At 58.2% G+C, this 19,828-nt stretch carries 24 protein-coding genes and 1 tRNA gene; 11 read left to right on the top strand and 14 right to left on the bottom strand.

The annotated features are described in order from the left end of the window. Positions 1–24: 24 nt before the first annotated feature. From K1567_RS12715 to K1567_RS12705, 3 genes are all read right to left on the bottom strand, one after another. The gene (locus K1567_RS12715; RefSeq protein ID WP_220698542.1) at positions 25–804 is read right to left on the bottom strand and encodes a PhzF family phenazine biosynthesis protein; all 780 of its coding nucleotides are present in this window, start codon (positions 802–804) and stop codon (positions 25–27) included. Positions 805–1,005: 201 nt separating this feature from the next. Beyond that, positions 1,006–1,082: transfer RNA gene (locus K1567_RS12710), tRNA-Met, on the bottom strand. Between the two features lie 226 nt (positions 1,083–1,308). Continuing rightward, the gene (locus K1567_RS12705; RefSeq protein WP_034095760.1) at positions 1,309–1,860 is read right to left on the bottom strand and encodes an RNA polymerase sigma factor; all 552 of its coding nucleotides are present in this window, start codon (positions 1,858–1,860) and stop codon (positions 1,309–1,311) included. 260 nt (positions 1,861–2,120) lie between these two features. Here K1567_RS12705 and K1567_RS12700 point away from each other — a divergent pair, with 260 nt between their 5' ends. The 11 genes from K1567_RS12700 to sctU are packed head-to-tail and all read left to right on the top strand — an operon-like array spanning position 2,121 to position 12,264. Further along, a complete protein-coding gene (locus tag K1567_RS12700) occupies positions 2,121–3,185 on the top strand; it encodes a TyeA family type III secretion system gatekeeper subunit (RefSeq protein ID WP_034095761.1) in 1,065 nt (354 codons plus the stop codon). Continuing rightward, the gene (gene sctV, locus K1567_RS12695) at positions 3,182–5,275 is read left to right on the top strand and encodes a type III secretion system export apparatus subunit SctV (RefSeq protein WP_034095762.1); all 2,094 of its coding nucleotides are present in this window, start codon (positions 3,182–3,184) and stop codon (positions 5,273–5,275) included. Before K1567_RS12700 ends, sctV begins: the two co-directional genes overlap by 4 nt. A 34-nt stretch (positions 5,276–5,309) precedes the next feature. Then, complete coding sequence (locus tag K1567_RS12690; protein ID WP_220699038.1) at positions 5,310–6,215, top strand: FHA domain-containing protein; 906 nt, start codon at positions 5,310–5,312, stop codon at positions 6,213–6,215. Next, a complete protein-coding gene (locus K1567_RS12685; protein ID WP_040267191.1) occupies positions 6,212–7,570 on the top strand; it encodes a FliI/YscN family ATPase in 1,359 nt (452 codons plus the stop codon). The genes K1567_RS12690 and K1567_RS12685 overlap by 4 nt, the downstream gene beginning before the upstream one ends. After that, positions 7,557–7,985, top strand: coding sequence for a type III secretion system stalk subunit SctO (locus K1567_RS12680; RefSeq protein ID WP_034111670.1), 429 nt, complete (start codon positions 7,557–7,559; stop codon positions 7,983–7,985). Before K1567_RS12685 ends, K1567_RS12680 begins: the two co-directional genes overlap by 14 nt. Continuing rightward, a complete protein-coding gene (locus K1567_RS12675) occupies positions 7,982–8,440 on the top strand; it encodes a type III secretion system HrpP C-terminal domain-containing protein (RefSeq protein WP_169867949.1) in 459 nt (152 codons plus the stop codon). Before K1567_RS12680 ends, K1567_RS12675 begins: the two co-directional genes overlap by 4 nt. After that, positions 8,437–9,450: a FliM/FliN family flagellar motor switch protein gene (locus tag K1567_RS12670; protein WP_034095766.1), complete on the top strand. Its 1,014-nt coding sequence runs from the start codon at positions 8,437–8,439 to the stop codon at positions 9,448–9,450. The genes K1567_RS12675 and K1567_RS12670 overlap by 4 nt, the downstream gene beginning before the upstream one ends. Next, the gene (sctR, locus tag K1567_RS12665) at positions 9,447–10,100 is read left to right on the top strand and encodes a type III secretion system export apparatus subunit SctR (protein ID WP_034095767.1); all 654 of its coding nucleotides are present in this window, start codon (positions 9,447–9,449) and stop codon (positions 10,098–10,100) included. Before K1567_RS12670 ends, sctR begins: the two co-directional genes overlap by 4 nt. Positions 10,101–10,107: 7 nt before the next feature. Further along, positions 10,108–10,371 carry a type III secretion system export apparatus subunit SctS gene (gene sctS / locus K1567_RS12660; protein WP_034095768.1) on the top strand — a complete coding sequence of 88 codons (264 nt, stop codon included), beginning with the start codon at positions 10,108–10,110 and terminating at the stop codon, positions 10,369–10,371. Positions 10,372–10,381: 10 nt separating this feature from the next. Beyond that, positions 10,382–11,170 carry a type III secretion system export apparatus subunit SctT gene (sctT, locus tag K1567_RS12655; protein WP_220698541.1) on the top strand — a complete coding sequence of 263 codons (789 nt, stop codon included), beginning with the start codon at positions 10,382–10,384 and terminating at the stop codon, positions 11,168–11,170. Next, positions 11,167–12,264, top strand: coding sequence for a type III secretion system export apparatus subunit SctU (gene sctU, locus K1567_RS12650; protein WP_169867950.1), 1,098 nt, complete (start codon positions 11,167–11,169; stop codon positions 12,262–12,264). Before sctT ends, sctU begins: the two co-directional genes overlap by 4 nt. Here sctU and K1567_RS12645 read toward each other — a convergent pair whose 3' ends face one another. The 11 genes from K1567_RS12645 to K1567_RS12595 form a co-directional block, all read right to left on the bottom strand. Beyond that, positions 12,265–12,615, bottom strand: coding sequence for a transcriptional regulator (locus K1567_RS12645; RefSeq protein WP_169867951.1), 351 nt, complete (start codon positions 12,613–12,615; stop codon positions 12,265–12,267). 11 nt (positions 12,616–12,626) lie between these two features. Next, on the bottom strand, positions 12,627–12,830 hold the full coding sequence (hrpT, locus tag K1567_RS12640) for an HrpT family type III secretion system protein (RefSeq protein ID WP_034095772.1): 204 nt from the start codon (positions 12,828–12,830) through the stop codon (positions 12,627–12,629). Continuing rightward, entirely contained in the window at positions 12,827–14,965 is a 2,139-nt protein-coding gene (gene sctC, locus K1567_RS12635) for a type III secretion system outer membrane ring subunit SctC (RefSeq protein ID WP_220698540.1), read from the bottom strand. Before sctC ends, hrpT begins: the two co-directional genes overlap by 4 nt. A gap of 14 nt (positions 14,966–14,979) precedes the next feature. After that, a complete protein-coding gene (locus tag K1567_RS12630; protein WP_034095774.1) occupies positions 14,980–15,372 on the bottom strand; it encodes a hypothetical protein in 393 nt (130 codons plus the stop codon). Further along, a complete protein-coding gene (locus tag K1567_RS12625; protein WP_034095775.1) occupies positions 15,373–15,591 on the bottom strand; it encodes a hypothetical protein in 219 nt (72 codons plus the stop codon). A 74-nt stretch (positions 15,592–15,665) separates the two neighbouring features. Continuing rightward, positions 15,666–16,259 (bottom strand): type III secretion system stator protein SctL, encoded by a 594-nt coding sequence (gene sctL, locus K1567_RS12620; protein ID WP_034095776.1) that lies wholly within the window; start codon positions 16,257–16,259, stop codon positions 15,666–15,668. After that, positions 16,237–16,497, bottom strand: a complete 261-nt coding sequence (locus tag K1567_RS27530; protein WP_244192360.1) for a hypothetical protein — start codon at positions 16,495–16,497, stop codon at positions 16,237–16,239. The genes sctL and K1567_RS27530 overlap by 23 nt, the downstream gene beginning before the upstream one ends. 334 nt (positions 16,498–16,831) lie before the next feature. Continuing rightward, positions 16,832–17,632 (bottom strand): type III secretion system inner membrane ring lipoprotein SctJ, encoded by an 801-nt coding sequence (sctJ, locus tag K1567_RS12610; protein ID WP_034095777.1) that lies wholly within the window; start codon positions 17,630–17,632, stop codon positions 16,832–16,834. A 5-nt stretch (positions 17,633–17,637) separates the two neighbouring features. Then, positions 17,638–18,006, bottom strand: coding sequence for an EscI/YscI/HrpB family type III secretion system inner rod protein (locus K1567_RS12605; RefSeq protein ID WP_169867953.1), 369 nt, complete (start codon positions 18,004–18,006; stop codon positions 17,638–17,640). 91 nt (positions 18,007–18,097) lie between these two features. After that, positions 18,098–18,316, bottom strand: a complete 219-nt coding sequence (locus K1567_RS12600; protein WP_143506543.1) for a hypothetical protein — start codon at positions 18,314–18,316, stop codon at positions 18,098–18,100. A gap of 296 nt (positions 18,317–18,612) precedes the next feature. Continuing rightward, positions 18,613–19,536: a sigma 54-interacting transcriptional regulator gene (locus K1567_RS12595; RefSeq protein ID WP_169867954.1), complete on the bottom strand. Its 924-nt coding sequence runs from the start codon at positions 19,534–19,536 to the stop codon at positions 18,613–18,615. Positions 19,537–19,828 lie beyond the last annotated feature (292 nt).

Here is a 19,828-nt window from a genome sequence, read left to right as displayed (position 1 = left end):
CGTTGTCCTTTAGGTACGGCTTTTTTACAGGTAAATCGTGCCTTGCATGTACAGCGCGGCCTTGCCGGAGATAATCACGCGGTCGCCTTTGCACTGGCAGTGCAACTGGCCTTTGCGCAGGCCACCTTGCTCGGCCGTCAGGTGGGATTTGCCCAAGCGCTCGGCCCAGAACGGGGCCAGTGAAGTGTGCGCCGAACCGGTGACCGGATCTTCGTTGACCCCCACATTCGGCCCGAACCAGCGGGAGATGAAGTCAAACCGCGTGCTGCGCGCGGTCACGGCGATCCCGCGTTTGGGCATGCCCTTGAGGCGCGCAAAGTCCGGAGTCAGCGCGGCCACTTGAGCCTCATCCTGCACCAGCACAATGAAGTCATCGGTGTTGAATACTTCGGCATGCTCAATGCCCAGCGCGGCCAACATACCGGCGGGTGGCTCGCACGGGTGGGGCACTTTGGCCGGGAAATCCATCGCCAGTTCGTCACCGTTGCGTGTCACCCGAAGCTCGCCGCTGCGGGTGGCAAAACGCAGCACGTCAGAGGTGTCCGCCAGTCGATGAATCAACACCCAAGCCGCGGCGAGCGTGGCGTGACCACACAGGTCCACTTCGACTTCGGGGGTAAACCAGCGCAACTCATAGCCATCGCCACGGCGCACGAAGTAGGCGGTTTCCGAGAGATTGTTCTCGGCGGCGATCGCTTGCAACTGCTCATCGGGCAACCACTCAGTGAGCGGGCAGACTGCGGCCGGGTTGCCGCCGAAAGGCTGTTCGCTGAAGGCGTCGACTTGATAAATGTCCAGTTTCACCGCAGGGCACTCCGTGTGGGGGGAGGCTGGACACTAACAGTGGGTCAAGGGAGCGTCAAAATACAGTTGGGGAGTTTTTTTGTGCGCATGCAGACCGTGTTGCTTATCGTCATCTGCGGCACGGAGCGGGCCTGCGGCCGGCGGGGCTTTTCGGCAGGCATAAAAAAACGGCCTACCTTTCGGTAAGCCGTTTTTAGTACTTGGTGGCTACACAGGGACTTGAACCCCGGACCCCAGCATTATGAATGCTATGCTCTAACCAACTGAGCTATGTAGCCAAGTGGCGCGCATTATTCGCGCAGAACGACAACGCGTCAAGCGTTTATTTTGAGTTTTTATCTACGCTTTCAACTGTTTAACCGAAACAGGGCTAAATGGCGACGAGCGGAGAGGTGGAAAGCGGCATCGGTTGCCCGGCAAGCGTTTCCACCGGGCACTGTGAGGTAGGTTTCTGAAGCGGATATTCGGTTGGGCGATATCCCTGCCGCCCAACTATGGCTCCGGTTACGGCTGACGCGAGCTGTGGGTGACGCGCTTGAGCTGTTCGCGAGCCCGAGACAGGCGGGAGCGGACGGTGCCGATAGGTATGTCCAATACATCGGCGGTGTCTTGGTAGCTACCGTCGGTTTCCAGCGAGGCGTAGAGCGTTTTACGCATTTCCGTCGGCAGATGGTCGATGGCATTCAAGGTTTTTTCCAACCGGCGGTTGACCTCGAACTCCCAGTCCAGGTTGTTGTTTTCATCCTGACCGTGCCACAGCGATTCGTCGAACTCACAGTGAACCGGCTTGGCATACATTCGCCTGAAGTGATTGCGGATCAGGTTCTGGGCGATGCCGCACATCCAGGTGCTGAGTGTTGCGATGCCGCTGTAGCGTTCACGGTTACGCCAGGCTTCCAAGTAGGTCAATTGCAGAAGATCGTCCGCATCCTCCGGGTTGAGCACCCGCTTGTGGATAAAGCGTCGGAGTTTTTTTTGCTCGTCGTCTGTCAGGTGATGCATGAATTGAGGCGAGCTGCCAACGAGGTGAGCTAAAGCTTCAATAGGGATATTCATGTTTTTTTCCTTTGGGTAGACGCAGTCGAAACATGTCGACAGGACCCCTTTAGCACTGCCTGTGCCAAACGAAAAAAACTCATAAACCTATGATTTATATGTATAAATATCTTGAAATATCTGAGATTCGTGCAGCCTGTTGCGCGGCGGCGCGCAAGCTTGTGCAAGTCTTTTCAAATTTGTCCTGAGATCATTTTTGATGGAACCGCTCAGGAAGGTCTTGCCACACAGGGAAACACTCTTCCTGTGCTGGTCAGTCCATGAAAGTCGAATCCAAAAATGATGTGCAAGCGAACCAACGCTTGGATCAACCGGTTCTAAATCCCGCTACCGTGGCGATGCCCACGAAGGCTGCTGACGAACTTTCGTTCTTGTTCAGTCAGGAAGTGGACGCCAATTCCCGACCGTTGAGCGAACGCAAGATGGGATTTCCCATCCCTCCCGTCGAACATATGGTGCAGCTGTACGATCAGTTGGGTCATCCGGCCCAAGCGACCATGGCTGCGATCTCCCGTCGAGTCAGGATGCTATTGCTGCAGAAGCCCACTGTCGAGAAGTTGCTGGAGCTGACGGGGCGGGACCCGGCACGCGCATTTGTGGTGCTCAAGTATGTGGCGGCTCATGCGGACAGCGAAGCGCGTCCGGCTGAGGCCGCCTTGGCGCGCGATGCCATTAACCGGTTGGAAATCCGTTTCAAAGGGGAGATCCAGGCCGGGCTGAACATCGCCTCGGCGCTGCAGACGGCGAGTATCGATCCGCAGGAGCGCCAGGCCCTGCGTACGCTCTACTACGCCAGCGTAGTGGCGCGGCAATCGCTGGCCACGATGATGCAGGCGTTGCTGGGGGTCTATGGTGGCGAGCGGTTTCACGATGGGCTCAAGATCATGCGTAAAGCCTTGGCGGACGATATTGCCGCGCTGGTGTCGTCAAGCCCCACGGCCGTGTTGCGCACCTTATTGTTGGGGCTGCAAAGCTGCGGACAGTTGAGCGGCGTCTTGGCCGGCTGCCGTGCGTTGATTGAGCGCCTGGGTGTCGGGCATGACGCCGTGGAATTGCTGCAGCGGCTGTTGGGTTACGCCGGTAGCGGTATTGATGCCGGTGAATTCTTGCGCCTGGGCACTGATCTGGGCGGTGGCTCGATCGCTCAGAAGTTGGTCGTCCTCAACGCGTTTTACCCGCTACTGCAGCAGATGCCCCTGGCGTTGTGGGGGGACAGCCAGACCCGCCGTGAGACTCTGCATATGCTCTTGCTAGTGATCGATGAGTTGGACCGCAGTGTACGTGGGCCCAAACGCTTTGCTGGCGAGCCGAGGGCCGCGACGTGACCGCATTGTCGGCCATCAACCGTGTCCTGCTCAAAGTGGCCCAGCGCGCCGAAGTTCTCGGCGCGGTGGTGGTCATGGCCATCGTGTTCATTTTTATCGTGCCGTTGCCCACCTGGCTGGTGGATATCCTGATTGCGCTGAATATCTGTATCTCGTGCCTGTTGATTGTCCTGGCGTTGTACTTGCCGGGGCCGCTGGCGTTTTCCTCGTTCCCGTCAATTCTGTTGCTGACCACCATGTTCCGACTCGCGCTGTCGATCGCGACCACGCGCCTGATCCTGCTGGAGCAGGATGCGGGCGACATTGTCGAGGCCTTCGGCAACTTCGTGGTGGGAGGCAACCTGGCGGTGGGCATGGTGATCTTCCTGATCCTTACGCTGGTCAACTTCCTGGTGATTACCAAGGGCTCGGAGCGGGTGGCCGAGGTTGCGGCGCGCTTTAGTCTGGATGCAATGCCAGGCAAACAGATGTCCATCGACAGTGACTTGCGTGCCGGCCTGATCGACGGTGCGCAGGCACGCGACAAGCGTGAGCAGTTATCCCGTGAGAGCCAGTTGTTCGGCGCCATGGACGGGGCAATGAAGTTCGTCAAGGGCGACGCTATCGCAGGCTTGATCATTGTGGTGGTCAACCTGTTGGGCGGTTTCTCCACGGGCATGTTCCAGCATGGGTTGAGTGCATCAGACTCGATGGCGTTGTACTCGGTGCTGACCATCGGTGATGGGCTGATCGCGCAGATTCCTGCTCTGTTGATCTCGCTGACGGCCGGTATGATCATCACCCGCGTGGCACCGGATGGGCGCAAAGGCATCAGTAACATGGGGGCCGAAATCGCCCGGCAAATGACCAGCGAGCCCAAGAGCTGGGTGATTGCATCGGTGGGGATGCTGGCCTTCGCCGTAGTACCCGGCATGCCGACCGGGGTGTTTATCCTGATCTCGCTGATCACGGGAACCTTGGGCTATTACCTGGTGCGCCAGCGTCAAAAACAGGCAGAACCTGCCGCTGAAACCACCGAGGTCGTGCGTCCTGAAGAGAACGGGCGAGAGGACTTGCGCGGCTTCGATCCGTCGCGACCGTACCTGTTGCAGTTTCCGCCGTCCCTGCGCGGAACGCCGGAAGTGACCGAGCTTATTCACGGGATCCGACAGTCGCGAAATGCATTGGTAGCCAATATCGGCCTGACGCTGCCGCCCTTCGAAGTCGAGCTGGATGATTCATTGCCCGTCGATGAAATGCGTTTCTGTGTGCATGAAGTGCCGATGGTCAAAGCGTCGCTCGTCAGCCTTCTGGCGGTCGATCGCAAAGCGCTGACGGTGGAGCCTGAGCATGGCATACCCGGGTCGGTTGAGCGCGACGAGCAGAACTGGATCTGGCTGCCACCGAATGACCCGCTGCTTGACGACCCGCAACTGGAGCGTTTCACGGCGACGACCTTGATCATCGAGCGCATGAAGCAAGCCATGATGCTCAGTGGGCCCCAGTTCCTTGGGATCCAGGAGAGCAAATCGATCCTCAGTTGGCTGGAGCACAACCAGCCGGAATTGGTTCAGGAACTGCAACGCATCATGCCGCTGTCGCGTTTTTCGGCGGTGCTGCAGCGCCTGGCCAGTGAGGGAGTGCCGTTGCGGGCGGTGCGGCTGATCGTCGAGTCGCTGATCGAATACGGTCAGCATGAGCGGGAGCCGGAAGCCCTGGCCGACTACGCGCGCATTGCCCTCAAGGCGCAGATCTTCCACCAGTACAGCGAAGCCGATGGCCTGCATGCGTGGCTGCTCTCGCCCCAGAGTGAAAACATTTTGCGTGAGGCCCTGCGCCAGACCCAGACCGGTGTGTTCTTCGCGCTGGACGACGAACACAGCGCGGCGTTGATCAACCTGCTCAATCAGGCCTTTGCCGTGAGGCCCAAAAGCAAAAGCGTGCTGCTGGTAGCGCAAGACCTGCGCAGCCCGCTGCGTACCCTGCTGGTGGAGGAGTTCAACCACGTTGCCGTGTTGTCGTTTGCCGAGTTGGCGAGTACCTCCAAGGTCAAGGTACTGGGGCGCATCGATCTGGGCCAGGACGATCTGATGCGTGGTGCGGTGGCATGAGGATCTCGCCATGGCCTGTGTGGAGGGCTCTATGATGCTTGAGCTGCGGGTACTTGATGGCCTGAGCCAGGGCGCTGCGTTGCCATTGTTTGGTGAGCAGTGGAGCATCGGCGCCCATGGGGATGCTGACCTGGTGCTTAACGGTCCGGGGATCGAAGAGCAGCATGCGCGTCTTCGTTTTACTGACGCTAATTGGTCGGTGCAGGCGGAGGCGGGGCTGCTGCGAGACGCCGAAGGGCGGATGCTGGCGCAGATCGCGAACCTGGAGCTGAACATACCGTTTTGGGTGGGCGAGGTGCAGTTGTGTGTCACCTTGGCCGATCAGCCCTGGCCCCAGCCTTACGCGCCGGCACCGCTATCGCCGCCCCCGTCCCCGTCTCCTGAACCGGCGCGGGGGTTCACGCTATCGTCCATCCCGCAAGCACAGCAGAAGCGCTTGATCAGCGTGGTGTTGGTGGTCACGGCCATCATTGTAGTGATGGGCATGATTTCAACCGGGGAGCCCGAGGCCCAGGCTTCCTTGATGCCGCCGGTAGTCCGAAAGCACGAGTTGGCCACGCCATTTGAAGTGCGCCAGCAGCTGTTGAAGATGCTCGGCGAGCGTGAGTTGAGCCAGCGCGTCAGTCTGCAAGTGATCAATGGCCAGGTTGCCCTCAGCGGTGATGTTTCCCAGGACGAGGTGGAACTGGTGGCGCGCATGCTTGCCCGTTTTGGCGAGCAGTTCGACAGCGCCGTGCCGGTGATCAGCCGTGTGCGTGTGCGCGATGGGGCACTGCCTTTCAAGATTGTGCAAATCGTCGGCGGGCCCAATGGCCATGTGGTCCTGGAAGAGGGCGGCCGACTGTTTGTCGGAGACGAAGTGGAAGGGCTGCGGCTGGTGCTGATCGACAACACCAAGGTGGTCTTCGATGGCGCCCAGCGTTATGAGGTGCGCTGGTGAGTTTGGATGTGCAAGCGCGGCTCGAGGTTTGGCAGCAGCGTCAGGCCCAGTCACTGGCCAGTTTTGCGCCGGTGACGATGCGCGGTCGCATCCAGCGCGTTAACGGCATGCTGCTGCAGTGCCGCTTGCCGCAGGCGCGTATCGGCGATTTGTGCCAGGTGGAAAAAAGCCCCGGCGACTACATGCTCGCCGAGATCATCGGTTTCGATCAGCAGGACGCGGTACTCAGTGCCCTGGGTAATCTCGAAGGCGTGCGGGTGGGGGCCGGCGTGGAGCGCCTGGGTGTCTCCCATCGGGTGCAGGTCAGCGATGCGCTACTGGGCCAGGTGCTGGATGGCTTTGGGCGGCCGATCACGGGGGAGGGGCCCAGCGCCTTTGTCGAGGCTGACTTGCCGGACACCAGCGCCGTGTTATGTGAGGCGCCGTTGCCCACCGAGCGCCCCAGAATCAACCGGGCGCTGGCCACCGGCGTGCGTTCGATCGATGGCCTGATGACGTTGGGCGAGGGGCAGCGCGTAGGCCTGTTCGCCGGGGCCGGTTGCGGCAAGACCACCCTGCTGGCCGAGATCGCGCGCAACGTCGAATGCGATGTCATCGTGTTCGGCCTGATCGGCGAACGGGGTCGTGAATTGCGTGAGTTTCTCGATCATGAACTGGACGAACAACTGCGCGCCAAAGCGGTACTGGTGTGCGCCACCTCCGACCGCTCCAGCATGGAGCGCGCCCGCGCCGCGTTTACCGCCACGGCATTGGCGGAAAGTTTTCGTCGCAAGGGGCAGCGGGTATTGCTACTGATTGACTCTTTGACTCGATTCGCCAGGGCCCAGCGCGAAATCGGCCTGGCTGCCGGCGAACCCTTGGGACGCGGAGGCTTGCCACCGTCGGTTTACAGCCTGCTGCCTCGCCTGGTGGAACGTGCCGGGTTGACCCGCGACGGCGTGATCACGGCGATCTATACGGTGCTGATCGAGCAGGACTCCATGAACGATCCTGTGGCCGATGAAGTTCGCTCGCTGCTCGACGGCCACATCGTGCTGTCACGCAAATTGGCCGAGCGCGGACACTACCCGGCGGTGGATGTGCTGGCGAGCCTTTCACGGATTTTGAGCAACGTCGCGGCCCCTGAAGATATCCAGGCCGGCACCGGGTTGAGACGTTTGCTGTCGGCCTACCAACAGATCGAGCTGATGCTCAAGTTGGGGGAGTACCAACCCGGCAGCGACCCTCTCACTGACCTCGCGGTGGACAGCCGTCAGGCGGTCGATGGTTTCCTGCGCCAGGATCTGCGCGAGCCTACGCCGATGGCGCACACGCTGGAGCAACTCAAGGAGCTCACCGCCCATGTCCCATTCTGATGTATTGCAGGGTGAGGTGGAGACGCTGCGACGTCTGCGCCGGCATCGAGCCGACCGTGCCGAGCGCGCGCTACGCGAGGCCAAGCGCGCCCAGCAGGCGCTGCTCGCCCATATCCAACGGGCCCAGGACGCCCTTGAACAGACTCGACAGGAAGAGGCCCGCAAAAGTGCTGAATTGCTCAGTCAGCATCAGGGGCAGGTGCTGAGCCTGAAGGAGTTGAAATCCTGGGGCGCGCGGGAACGCTCGTTATCTGCCAGTACCCGGCGCGAACAAGGCCAGTTGGTGCAACTACAAGATCAGCAGGGCGAAAAGGAACGCCGCGTTGGAAGCGCTCAGAAGCACGTCACTGAGTGTCTGCGGCAGGTGGAAAAACTTCAGGAGTTATCGCTCCTTCTGGCTCAGGAGCCGACATGACTCAGGTTTCAAATAAACCCATCGAGCGGCCGCGTCCCAGTGACGCGCGTGAGGAACGCGAGCCCGGCGCTATGGGTGTAGTGGCTTGGGAACAGGGGCGATTGTTCGCTCAGCTGTTTGCCGATAACGATGAAGGCTTTGGGTCGGGAGCGTCCTTATCGGGCGTCAAGACATCGACCGATGCCGCCATGATGCAGGCCCTCGCCGAACAGTTGGCCCCTCGTATACAGGCCGGCGCCAACTGGCCGCTGCAGGCGGTTTTGTATTTACCCCGGCTGGGGCGGATCAACGCCAGCGTGCGCCGTGAGCCGAACGCCTGGACCATCGAACTGGAGGCGGAACATGACGCCACGGCGCGCTGGCTCAGCGGCGTGCGACAACAATGTGAAGAGCGGTTTTCGGGAGAGCTGGGGATGCCGGTCAATCTGCTTCTGCCGGCTGTCGGGTGCGCATGATAGTGCCGACCTTAACTCTACCTTCGATCAGGGCCACCACGGTTGCCGCGCGCCGTCGCCTGGGGCGCGGCCTGCGTATGGCGTTTCAGGTTGCCGGCCAGAGCGGTGAATTGCGACTGGAGCCTGGGCGAGCGCCCACACGGCCCGAGTTCTTTTGCTTCGAGACCGCGTGTGGCGTGCTGGCGTTCGCGCAAGCAGGGCCGGTGCTCAGCCTGCTGGGCGAGTGCCCGGTGACACTGGCCCCTTCCGGCAACGATCCGGATTCTTGGTTTTGGGCCGTGTTCCAACACCACCTTAGCCCGCAGGTGAGTGCGCTGTTGGGGCATGTGCGCTTGCTGGAAACCGACCGTCCCAAGGGCTTTGGTTGCCGGCTCTGCATCACCCTGGGGGCCTCTCGGGTGGATAGCTTTGTGTGGCTGACCCCGGACAGCTTCCTGGCGTTGTGCGAGGCCGGACCCTGGCGCGACACCGCCGAGCCGCTGCCGGCGCGATTCCAGCTGGCAATTGCCGTGACCCTTGGGCGCTTGCAGCTACCGATTGCACAGGTGCGCGGCCTGCGCACAGGCGATGTGCTGATGCTTGAACAACCCTTTTTTCAAGCCCAGGGCAAAGGTTATCTGCAAGTTGGCAAACAGCGGCTGCATGGCTGTATTGACGATGCTACCGGGGCTTTGTGCCTGACCCTTACTTCTATCGAGGACACGTCCATGGACGAAGAATTTTCAGCCCCCCATTACTCGGAATATGAAGAAGATGAACCCGTGGTGGATGTGTTCGGCCACGAGCCCTTCGATGAGTTGAGCATGGCGTTGAATGTGCGCTGCGGCACGTTGAACCTGACCTTGGGCGAGCTGCGCAATCTCGCACCCGGCTCAGTGCTGGGCATTGCCGGTTACGCGCCGGGAATGGCGGGCCTCTATTACGGCGACCGCCCCATCGGCCAGGGGCAATTGGTGGAAGTCGACGGTCGCCTGGGGTTGCAGTTGTCCCGCGTGATGTTCGGCCGATGATACTTCAGGGGCTAGACCCCCTCGTTCTCGCGCTTTTTCTGGGGGCGCTGTCGCTGATGCCCCTATTGTTGGTCATCTGCACATCGTTTTTGAAAATCGTGATTGTGCTGATGATTACCCGAAATGCCATCGGCGTGCAGCAGGTGCCGCCCAGCATGGCAATCAATGGCATCGCGTTGGCCGCGACGTTATTTATCATGGCACCGGTGGGGTACGAGATCGCTGAGAGCGTCAAGGCCTCGCCTCTGGATATGAGCAACGTGCAAACGGTACTGCAGACCGGTGGAGAAGCCATCAAGCCGTTGCGTGCCTTCATGCTGCGTAACGTGGACCCGGATGTGCTGACCCATCTGCTGGAAAATACTGGGCGGCTATGGCCTGCGCAGATGGCGCAAGAGGTGCAGCGCGAGGACCTGATCCTGTTGATCCCCGCCTTTGTGCTGTCGCAGTTGCAGGCCGGCTTCGAGATCGGCTTCCTGATCTACATTCCCTTTATCGTGATCGACCTGATTGTCTCCAACCTGCTGCTGGCGCTGGGCATGCAGATGGTCTCGCCCATGACCATTTCTTTGCCGCTCAAGCTGCTGCTGTTCGTGCTGGTGTCCGGCTGGTCGCGGCTGCTCGACAGCCTGTTCCTCTCCTATCTCTGAGTCGCTTATGGACCCGATCGTGCTGTTCAAGCAAGGCATGTTGCTGGTGGTGGTGCTGTCGGCGCCACCGTTGATCGTGGCGGTGGTGGTCGGTGTGCTGACGTCCCTGGTGCAAGCATTGATGCAGGTCCAGGACCAGACGTTGCCCTTTGGCATCAAGCTGGTGGCGGTGGGTATCACGCTGATCATGACCGGACGCTGGATTGGTGTGGAGTTGATCCAACTGATCAACCTGACCTTCGACATGATCGGCCGCTCGGCCCTGAACTGAGGCCTTGCCTGTGCTGCTCTACCTTGAATTCCTGCCCAGTCTGTTGATCGGCATGGCGCGTATTTACCCCTGTGCCATCCTGGTGGCGGCGTTCTGTTTTCAGCACATACGCGGCATGCCTCGGCACACCATTGTGATGGTCATGGCATTGATGCCCGCACCGGGTATCCATGCGGCGCTGCAGGGGCAGGATTACTCGGCGCTCATGCTCGGTGGGTTGGCGCTCAAGGAGGTGGCCCTCGGGCTATTGCTGGGCGTGTTGCTGGCGATGCCGTTCTGGATGTTCGAGGCGGTGGGGGCGCTGCTGGATAACCAGCGCGGTGCGCTGGCCGGTGGTCAGCTCAACCCTTCGTTGGGGCCGGATGCCACGCCGATCGGGCACTTGTTCAAGCATCTGGCGATTTTTCTGCTGATGGTCAGCCTGGGCTTGGGCGCTCTGACCCAAATGATCTGGGACAGCTACCTGATTTGGCCCCCGACCGTGTGGTTTCCGCTACCTGCGCCGAACGGTATGAGTGTATTCGTCGGCCTGCTGGGCGATACCTTCACGCACATGATGCTGTACGCCGCGCCCTTTATCGCGGTGCTGTTGTTGCTGGAGTTCGGCATCGCGTTGCTGGGGGTTTACAGCCAGCAGCTGCAGGTGAGTACGCTGGCGCCGCCGGTCAAGTGTCTGGCGGGTATTGGAATTGTGCTGTTGTACTTTGCTTTGCTGCAGGACCTGATCGTTGGGCGCATGCTCCAGCTCGGTGAGCTTAAACACTCGCTGGGGTTGCTGTTCAAGGCCTCGGGCGCATGAGTGACTCGGGGGAAAAAAAGCACCCGGCGTCCGCCAAGAAACTGCGTGACCAGCGCAAGAAGGGCCAGGTCGCCCAGAGCCAGGACGTCCCCAAGCTCGTGGTACTCACGGCCATCAGTGAGATTGCCTTGTTGACCGCCGAAACCAGCCTGCAACGTTTCCAGCAATTGATGGCATTGCCGATGTCGCGCTTTAACGAGCCGTTTGGACGGGCGTTGGAAGAAGTGATGGTTGAAGGGCTGGTGATGTTTGCCTCGTTTGCCCTGTTGATGGTCGGGGTAGCGATTACGACGAAGCTGATCAGCAGTTGGATGCAATTCGGCTTGCTGTTCGCCCCGGAGGCCCTGAAGCTCGATTTCAACCGCCTCAATCCGGTCAGCCAGCTCAAGCAAATGTTCTCTGCCCAGTCGGTGATGAATCTGTTGATGAGCATCGCCAAGGCATGTCTGATTGGCCTGGTGGTGTACGTGGTGGTCTGGCCCTCGCTGGGGGCTCTGATCAACCTGGCAACCAGCGATCTGCCCAGTTACGTGTTGGGGCTAATCGCCCTGTTTCGCCAGTTGCTGCATGCCTGTCTCGGGTTGTTATTGGTGCTGGCCCTGATTGACCTCGCCTTGCAGAAGTACTTCTTCGCCAAGCGTATGCGCATGACCCAGGTCGAGGTCGTCAAAGAGTACAAGGACATGGAGGGCGACCCTCATGTAAAAGGCCAGCGCCGCGCGTTGGCGCAGCAACTGGCCCAGGAGGAACCCAAGGTCAAGCTGCCCAAGCTGGAGGAGGCCGATATGCTGGTGGTCAACCCGACGCACTTTGCAGTGGCCCTGTATTACCGCCCAGGTAAGACGCCTCTGCCGTTGCTGATCAGCAAAGGTACGGACGCCGACGCCCGTCGACTGATCGTGCGGGCGAAGGCTGCCGAGGTGCCGGTGATCCAGTGCGTTTGGTTGGCCCGTACGCTCTACGAGAAAAAACTAGGTGCCAGTATTCCCCGCGAAACCCTGCAGGCCGTGGCGTTGATCTACCGGACCTTGCGTGAGCTGGATGACGAAGCCAAGCGCGAAACCCTGGAGTTGCCGGAGCTTGAGCGGCGTTGATCAGCGGCTGGAGGTTGTGTCCAGGGCGCTGAGGTTGGCCAGCGACAACATCCGGCTGAGAGTTTTTTCCAGCGCGTTACGCGCCGTAGGCAGCGCGTGCCAGATCACCAGTGCGTTCTGGGCGTCGAGGTAGGCAAAGCAGCCATCGTACAAGGACGCGTACTCAAAGCGTCGCTCCAGAACCCGTTGCAGTTGCCCGGGTTGCAACGATTCACGCGCAATGAGCAAGGCCATCCCTGGCTGCATGCCGGCTTGCAGTGCGCACACTTTAATTCCGGCGGCGAGTTGCAGGTGAGCGGCAGCGCCGCTCACCAGCTTGTCCAGAAATACCTGGCGTTGTACGTCGGGCATTTCCGTTGCGCTCATCGTTCCAGAGAGACCGTTTGGTAGTCTTTTCGCTCCCCGGCGGGGCCCGGTTCGACACGCATCTGCGGTGGCCACCAGATCACCATCTTGTCCTTGGTCGATTGCGGGCGAGAGCACGAGTCGCCTTTGCAAGTGGGGGTGCAGCCGGCGACGAGCAGCGCGGTACCGATCAGGGTGACGCAGAGTAGGCGGTGTTTCATGGTTTAGCCTTTTGAGCGGGAGTGATCAAGGAAGGGCGCGGCACGCTGAGGTGTTCATCCTTCACCACAGGGCGCATGGCGATAAACACCTCGGCTTCTTCACCGGGCTTGAGCCAGGCGCGCGGCCACACGCTGACGGCCAAGGTCTGGGCGTTGCTGCATTCTTTTTCGTCGATACGCACATTGCGATTGAATTGGTTGCGCAGCACAACGACTGCAACGTTGTACTCGGGACCTGCGTACCACTGGCTGCGCTCGGTATTCAACGCCAGCAAGTCGCGGGTGCTGCACAGCGTATCCAAGGCCAGCGGCATCGGTGCGGCCTTGAAGGGCTTAGGCACTTCACCGCTGACCAAATGCGCCAGGGTGCTGATGATATCGCTGCGCTTGATCACCGGCGGGTGAGGGGCATTGCGCCGGGCCAATGGCGCAAGGGCCTTCTGCAATTCAACCTGGTCGGCCTGGGGCAAGTAGCGTGACGGGTCGGACTGATCGCCGATGACCCTTGGGGTCAGGATGAACAAGCGCTCTCGTCGGTTGTTCTGCCGTTCGGTCGAGGAGAACAGCGCCTTGCCCAACAGCGGAATATCACCCAGCAGCGGCACCTTGTTGTGTTTGTCGGTGTTTTCGGTGACGTGGAAGCCACCGACCACTAGCGAACGTTTCTCCGCCATCACCGCCTGGGTACTGACCTTGCCTCGGCGTACATCAAGGTTGCCTGGGGTAGGATTGGACTCGTCGAAGTTACCGTCTTCGATATCCACCGCCAGATGGATCTGATGGCCGCCACGGCTGGTGATCACACGAGGCACCACCTGGAAACTGGTTCCCACAGTGACGGGCAAGATGGTTGCATTCTCTCTGCCCGGCGTCAGGTATTGGGTGCGGTTGAAGTCGATCACCGCCGGTTGGTTTTCCAGTGTGAGCACCGAGGGATTGGAGACCATGGTCGCCAGGCCCTTGGCCTCCAGGGCACGAATGTCCGCGTAGAAGCGATCGCGGTGTTCGATCGACAACTGTGACGACGTGCCCGGTGCCAGATTGGCCCCGCCGCGGAAACGGCTGTTCTGGAACCCCCAGTTCACCCCAAACTCCCGCAATTGCGTGCGCTCGATATCGAGGATGATCGCGTCGATTTCCACCAGCTTGCGCGCCACATCGAGTTGGGTGATCAGCTCGCGGTACATGGCCTGGCGTTCTGGCAAGTCATAGATCAGCACCGCGTTATTGCGCACATCGGCTTCGACCCGAATCCGACTGTTGGAGACCGGGGCGCGCGGTGTGAGCGCAGGGCCGATGTCCAATGACGCCGGGTTAGCGTTAGCACCGAGCATTTGGCCCAACAATGGGTTGCCCAGACGGGGAGTATTGGGGGTGAGCGGCGCGGGTTGTGAGTGGGGACGTTGGCTCAGCCCTGCAAGCGTTGAGCTGGAGCGGGGCTCCAACAGGCCGCGCAAAATACTGGCCACCCCGGGGATGGCCAGCTTTTCACCGCGATAGTCTACTTGGCGGTCCGCCGCATTCGCGAACTTGAGCGGATAACTCAGCACGCTCTGCTTTTCATCCGGTGAGCGTCGCTGGCTGCTGAAGTGCTTGATCTGCTCGATGTAGCGACGAGGCCCCGAAACAAGCACGACACCATCTTCGGGCAACTCACCCCAGCCGAAACGGCTGTCGAGCAGGCCGATGTCGGTGAGGGCCTGCTTGAGATCGGCGATGGTTTCGGAAGAGACTTCCAGGCGCGCTGATTCCTGCTGATCCAGCGTGCTGACATAGAGCGTGTTGTTGTACAGGTACCACTGGAAACGGTGTTCTACACCGAGACGATCGAGCATCGACTGCGGGGTGTTAGCGCGGATCTTGCCGTTGACGTTACCTTCCAGCAGGCCTTCGACTTGAAGTTGTGTGCCGAAGGTTTGGGCGAAGTCTTCGAGTACGTCTCGTAGGGGTTTGTGCTCGGCTTCATAGGCGTAGGCGGTGTTTCGCCATTCTGGAGGGATGGCGCCTAACGTGTTACTCGCGGGAATCAGCAGAAAGGAAAGCACCAACATGCTACGCCGCCAATGCGCTCGTTTAGATGAATCGTCGGGCGAATCAAGGCGCAAGCTACTGCGCTTGGAAGGGGGGTTATACATAGACTTTTCTCAGTTTAGAAAGGCAGTGATCGAAGCGAAGTGGGTTTGAAGTTCTGGGAGGGGCGAACAAGGCGCTTGATTGCTGCGCGCCATGTATCGCGTTGGTTGAGCAGCTGTTCTAGGCACTTGAGCACGCGGGTTTCTCCTTGCCCGTCCCGCAGACTTTGAACCAGCCATAACGCACCTGTGTCAGCTTTCTGAGCAAGTGCGCCCTGAAAGTGATTCAGACTGGCAGCGCCCAGTCGCATCCAGAGTTGGTGCGTTGCGTTATCTGAGTGTGTTGAAGTCAGTTGAACCTTGAGCAACAACGTGTCCCCCTGATGTTTCAAGGTTATTTCGCTATCGGCTTCATAGAAGATAATCTGTTCTTTGCGACTAAGTAGCCACTCGCTGATAAATTCACGCATTTATTGAAAGCTCTCAAAAGTGCTTTTGAGCAACATATGCTTGACTCGGGTATGCTCCAGGAATGCCATTTGAGCGGTGGTGGTTCTTACTGCGAGTTCGTAGAACAACGTGGAGTCCGAGGGGTCTTCCCCTGCAGCGAGAGAGTTCGCTTCGTAAAGTCGATGAGCGGTATTGCTTTTTTTTAAAAGATCATGCGACAGGTCTTTGAAAAAGTTCATATGTGTTCTCTTATTTGTGCATTGTTATATGAATTCGGTGAGGCGCGTCATGCAGAACACCAAGAGGTGTACGGTTAAATTTGCATGCGTAGTTCTTTGCCGGGGTTGAAAAAAGTATCGAGCATCGACCGCCAACTAATACGAAAGTCTCCCTCGTCTGTATGCAGAACAAGAGTCTGGGTAGGGATAGTTTCATCGGGTTGAAGCTTCCAAAATGTGGCCTTGTATTTGGCAAGGCACTGTTTCATCTCCTCATATTCATCAGGGTGGCAGAGCAGTGTTGCGTCGACCTCCTGGACCTGGCTTGCAAGCAACTGTTTAATCAGGGCCGAGAGACGTTGAGGGGGAACGGCTTCGTCAAGCAGGCAACGAATCGCCTGGTTCGTCAGCGATGTCGCGTAGCGTTCTAGGCTTTCGCACATCATTTGACGCTCGTGTGCCCACTGCTTGAATTGGGCATCTGCGCGCTGCCAGACCTCCAGAGAGGCCGTCTCCAGTAGTACTTCGCACTTTTTCTCTGCTTGGCGTATCAGCTCATTGGCCTGCGCATCAGCTCGGCTCAAGAGTTGATCTGCCTGCTCCCAATTTAAAAGCTCGTCGCGGGGGATCAGAATACGCGACGCTCTAGGCGCGCCCTTAGGTAACTCAATTGTGCATCGGCATAACATCGTCGGTTTCCTCGCCGCCAGGTTCGGGATGCATCTGATTGGTAGTACGTGCCATCGCGCGCCAAGCTACGGCTTGCCATAGCATATTCAGTCGGCTGCCTGCGTTCTCAATCAGGACATTGATCCTTTCAACTTCACGCACGCGCTCGCGGGGGAATCGCAGGCGAAGGCGCTTCCAGATAGGGGGATCTACCCAGTTATGGAGTAGTTGCAACGGATCTGCGTCCGGCGTCAGCATGGCGGGAGGAAACGCCTTGGATAAACGCAGGCACCATAGATGATGACTGTCGCTCAAGAGCGTTGCGGCCTGAGGACTAAACGTGTTGTGAACTAGTGCCATCGCCAAGTTAAGTTGGTCCGCTGTGGCCAAGGCCAGGCGAAGCACGGAGGGATGAGGTGCTGGAGGCAAACAGGGTGCAACCCCCGCAAGGCTGGCCGGCACCGACTTTCCACAATGATAGAGCCGTGTAAGCACGTGATACTTATCATCTCGCCAGTCTTCGTGAGCGCATGTCCACGGGAATGCCCACCACTGGGCCCACGCCAGCTCATCACGCATCGCATGATCAGGTCTATGCATCATGTGCGGGGCCAAGCGTGCCGCTAGCTGCGGGTGATTCTGAGTTAAGGCGTTGACGCCGATTGTGCAGGAATAGCCCGGCGCTCACGCATGACACCAGGCTGAGCAAAGAAACGATAACGGCAACTCGCCAAAATCCGAGATCGTCGCTGGGGACGAGAAATGGCCCGAAGTAGACCAGGCGTTGCTGTTCCTGATAAGTGGCGGCTGGTACGAATATAACCGTGAGCTTCTGCGGGTTATCCACTGCAGTGGTCATGCCTGGAATACTACTCGCCACCATCCTGCGTACGCGTGCGCGGATGTTATCGGGATCCAAACGAGGGTCGTGCTTGATGAATACTGAGGCGGACGCGGGTTGGACCGGCTCTCCTGGTGCGATGCGCTCTGGCAGTACTACATGAACGCGGGCAACGATGACGCCGTCGATGTTAGACAACGTCGCCTCAAGTTCCTGGGACAAGGCATAAATGTAGCGTGCCCGCTCTTCCAGTGGGGTGGAAATAACCCCTTCCTTACGGAAGGTATCGCCTAGGGTCGTCCTGGCAACACGGGGCAGGCCTGCGGCTTCTAACGTGCGTACGGCACGCCCTATGTCGGTTGCATTAACTGCGACGACAACACCATCTTTGGCTGGGACTTTTTGTGCGCGAATGTGTTTGTCAGCTAATTCTGCTATGACTTCGTTGGCCTCTTGCTCAGAGAGTTGGCGATGAAGTTCTACACGTTCGCTGCATCCGCTTAACGTGAATGTAATCACCAGAAGTAACGCGACAGACAGAAATTTAGTCATGTTCACTATTGCAGATTAGAAATTTTTTCGATGCATTGGGTAGCTTTGCCCAAGCTTTTTATGAGCAATTGCGAGGTAAGCGTCGCATTGGACAAATCCCGTGGATACTCCCTGAATTTTTCAACGTCCATAGTTTTACTTGATGATTTCAACGTGCGCCCAAGGCGACGGTTTAAGTCCTGAAGTTGGCTTGAAGTGGTAGCGAGCAGCGAAGGTGTGCCGTCTTTAGCCACCCTTGCGGTGTTCGATGCCGTTGGATCTAGCAACGACGAAAAAAAAGCAACATCTGTCGCAGGCGCTACAGTGGCTTGCTTAATTCTGGCGGTGTCCCTGCCGGTAATAAACGTTGCCGCACCAAAATCGTCTATCTGCATATAAGGCCTTTAGTGATGTTTGTCGCATGTTCACGACCTAGGGACATAAGAACCTCCCCTCCAACTGAAGAGCCGGGGGGAGGTCGCCTATTTATGAGCGGATTTCTTTAGCCGCGGCATACAGACCTGAGATCATCTTCGCTTTCAAGCTTTCCTTGAAAGTCGCCTCGGCGACCGCTGCTGCACGATCACTCGCCGAGCCAGCACTTCCACCACCTCCGATGTCCCCGGCATCTTTGTTCAGACTTTGTGACAAGTTGTTGTAAAGACTTGCTGACGAGCTGTATCCAGAACCAATTGCACTACTCATGATGAGTCTCCGGTTTCATTGACATAAAAATTGATATGGTTGCCGGCTGTCGAAGGGTACTTTGGCGCCTCTTTAAATTACTTAAGGAGGGTTCGAACCTGGCTATGACTAGGTGGCTAGCCCGACTAAAACGTTCCAATTTGTTTAACGGCTGAATATTTCAAAGTGTGTGTCTGGGCTCTGAAAGTATTAACAAGTCAATAGATGTTAGCGTGAAGGCCTGATGAGCGTTAAATTGGGGTTGGAATTGCCGAAAGTTTTTGAAAAGATCTGAGTGGATAGGGGCGAAAACGACGTTATGCGAGCGCTATCTCCAGTTGCTTAATTCTGTAGTACAACGTGCGCTTTGCAACCCCCAGCTCCAGTGCGACGGTATCTACACAGTGCTCGTGGCGACTCAACGACTCCTCAATCAGTGCTTTTTCAATTTGCTGCAGACGTGCCTTCAGGTTCGTCTGGGTAACCGCCAAGTTGCTCATGGGAATGGAAAGCGGTGTGAGTCCCAGCACGAAGCGTTTTGCCGTCGAACGCAGCTCGCGAACATTGCCCAGCCACGGGTGGTGCAGCAATTGTTGCAGCAATCCATCAGAGGGCAGCGGGGCCGAGCAATTAAAATAGCTGGCTTCCTGCCGGATCATCTCCAAGAACAACGGGATGATGCGCTCGCGCCTGTCCCGCAACGGCGTAAGCTGGATATGGACAACATTCAGGCGAAAATACAGGTCACGACGGAACGTGCCGTGCTCGACCATTTGGTGCAGCGAGTGCTGTGCAGAGGCTATGACACGCATGTCCACCGGGATAAAGCGGGTCGATCCCAAGCGCTCGACGCCTCGCGACTCCAGCACTCGTAGCAGCTTGGCTTGAAGATTCAATGGCATGCTGTCGATCTCATCGAGGTAGAGTGTGCCTAGGTGGGCCGCCTCGACGAAACCTGCCCTGGATTGCATCGCCCCGGTATAGGCCCCGCTGTTTACACCAAACAATTGGCTTTCCGCGAGGCTTTCCGGAATGGCCGCACAGTTCACGGCGACAAAGTTGCCTCGCCGGCCCGATAGAAGATGAATTCGTTGTGCTAGCGTATCCTTGCCAGTACCGGTTTCCCCCAGCAACAAAATGTCTATGTTGAGAGTGGCTGTGTTGTTTAAAGTATTTTCAATGTCCGGGCCTTCGATGAGTGAAAGGGCCGTTTCATTTTCCATGTTGAAGGTAGCCGACATTGGAAGATATTCCCTTCTCGCTATGGCTTCATTATTAAAAAGATATTATGCCTGCGGTCACCAGTAGAGCGTAGATTAAAGAAGTTGTCATTAGTCTTTGAGCCTCTGAAGAGGAAAGTGGTGTAGGAAAGTGACTTTCTATTGGACGATAAGTTACGCGATGCTTAATGAGAGAGAGGTGTGAGCGTGATAAATAGGAAGTATCTGAGAATATGTAATTTTTGCAGGTGGGGTTTTCCAATTAAAAGGTCGCCCACAAAAAAGCCGATGCAATGCATCGGCCTTTTGTTTA

Origin of the sequence: Pseudomonas sp. S5F11, from assembly GCF_019641515.1 — a bacterium.
GTDB lineage: Bacteria > Pseudomonadota > Gammaproteobacteria > Pseudomonadales > Pseudomonadaceae > Aquipseudomonas > Aquipseudomonas rhodesiae.
The sequence above is the reverse complement of the archived record's forward strand: the minus strand, read 5'-3'. Positions and strand labels throughout refer to the sequence as shown.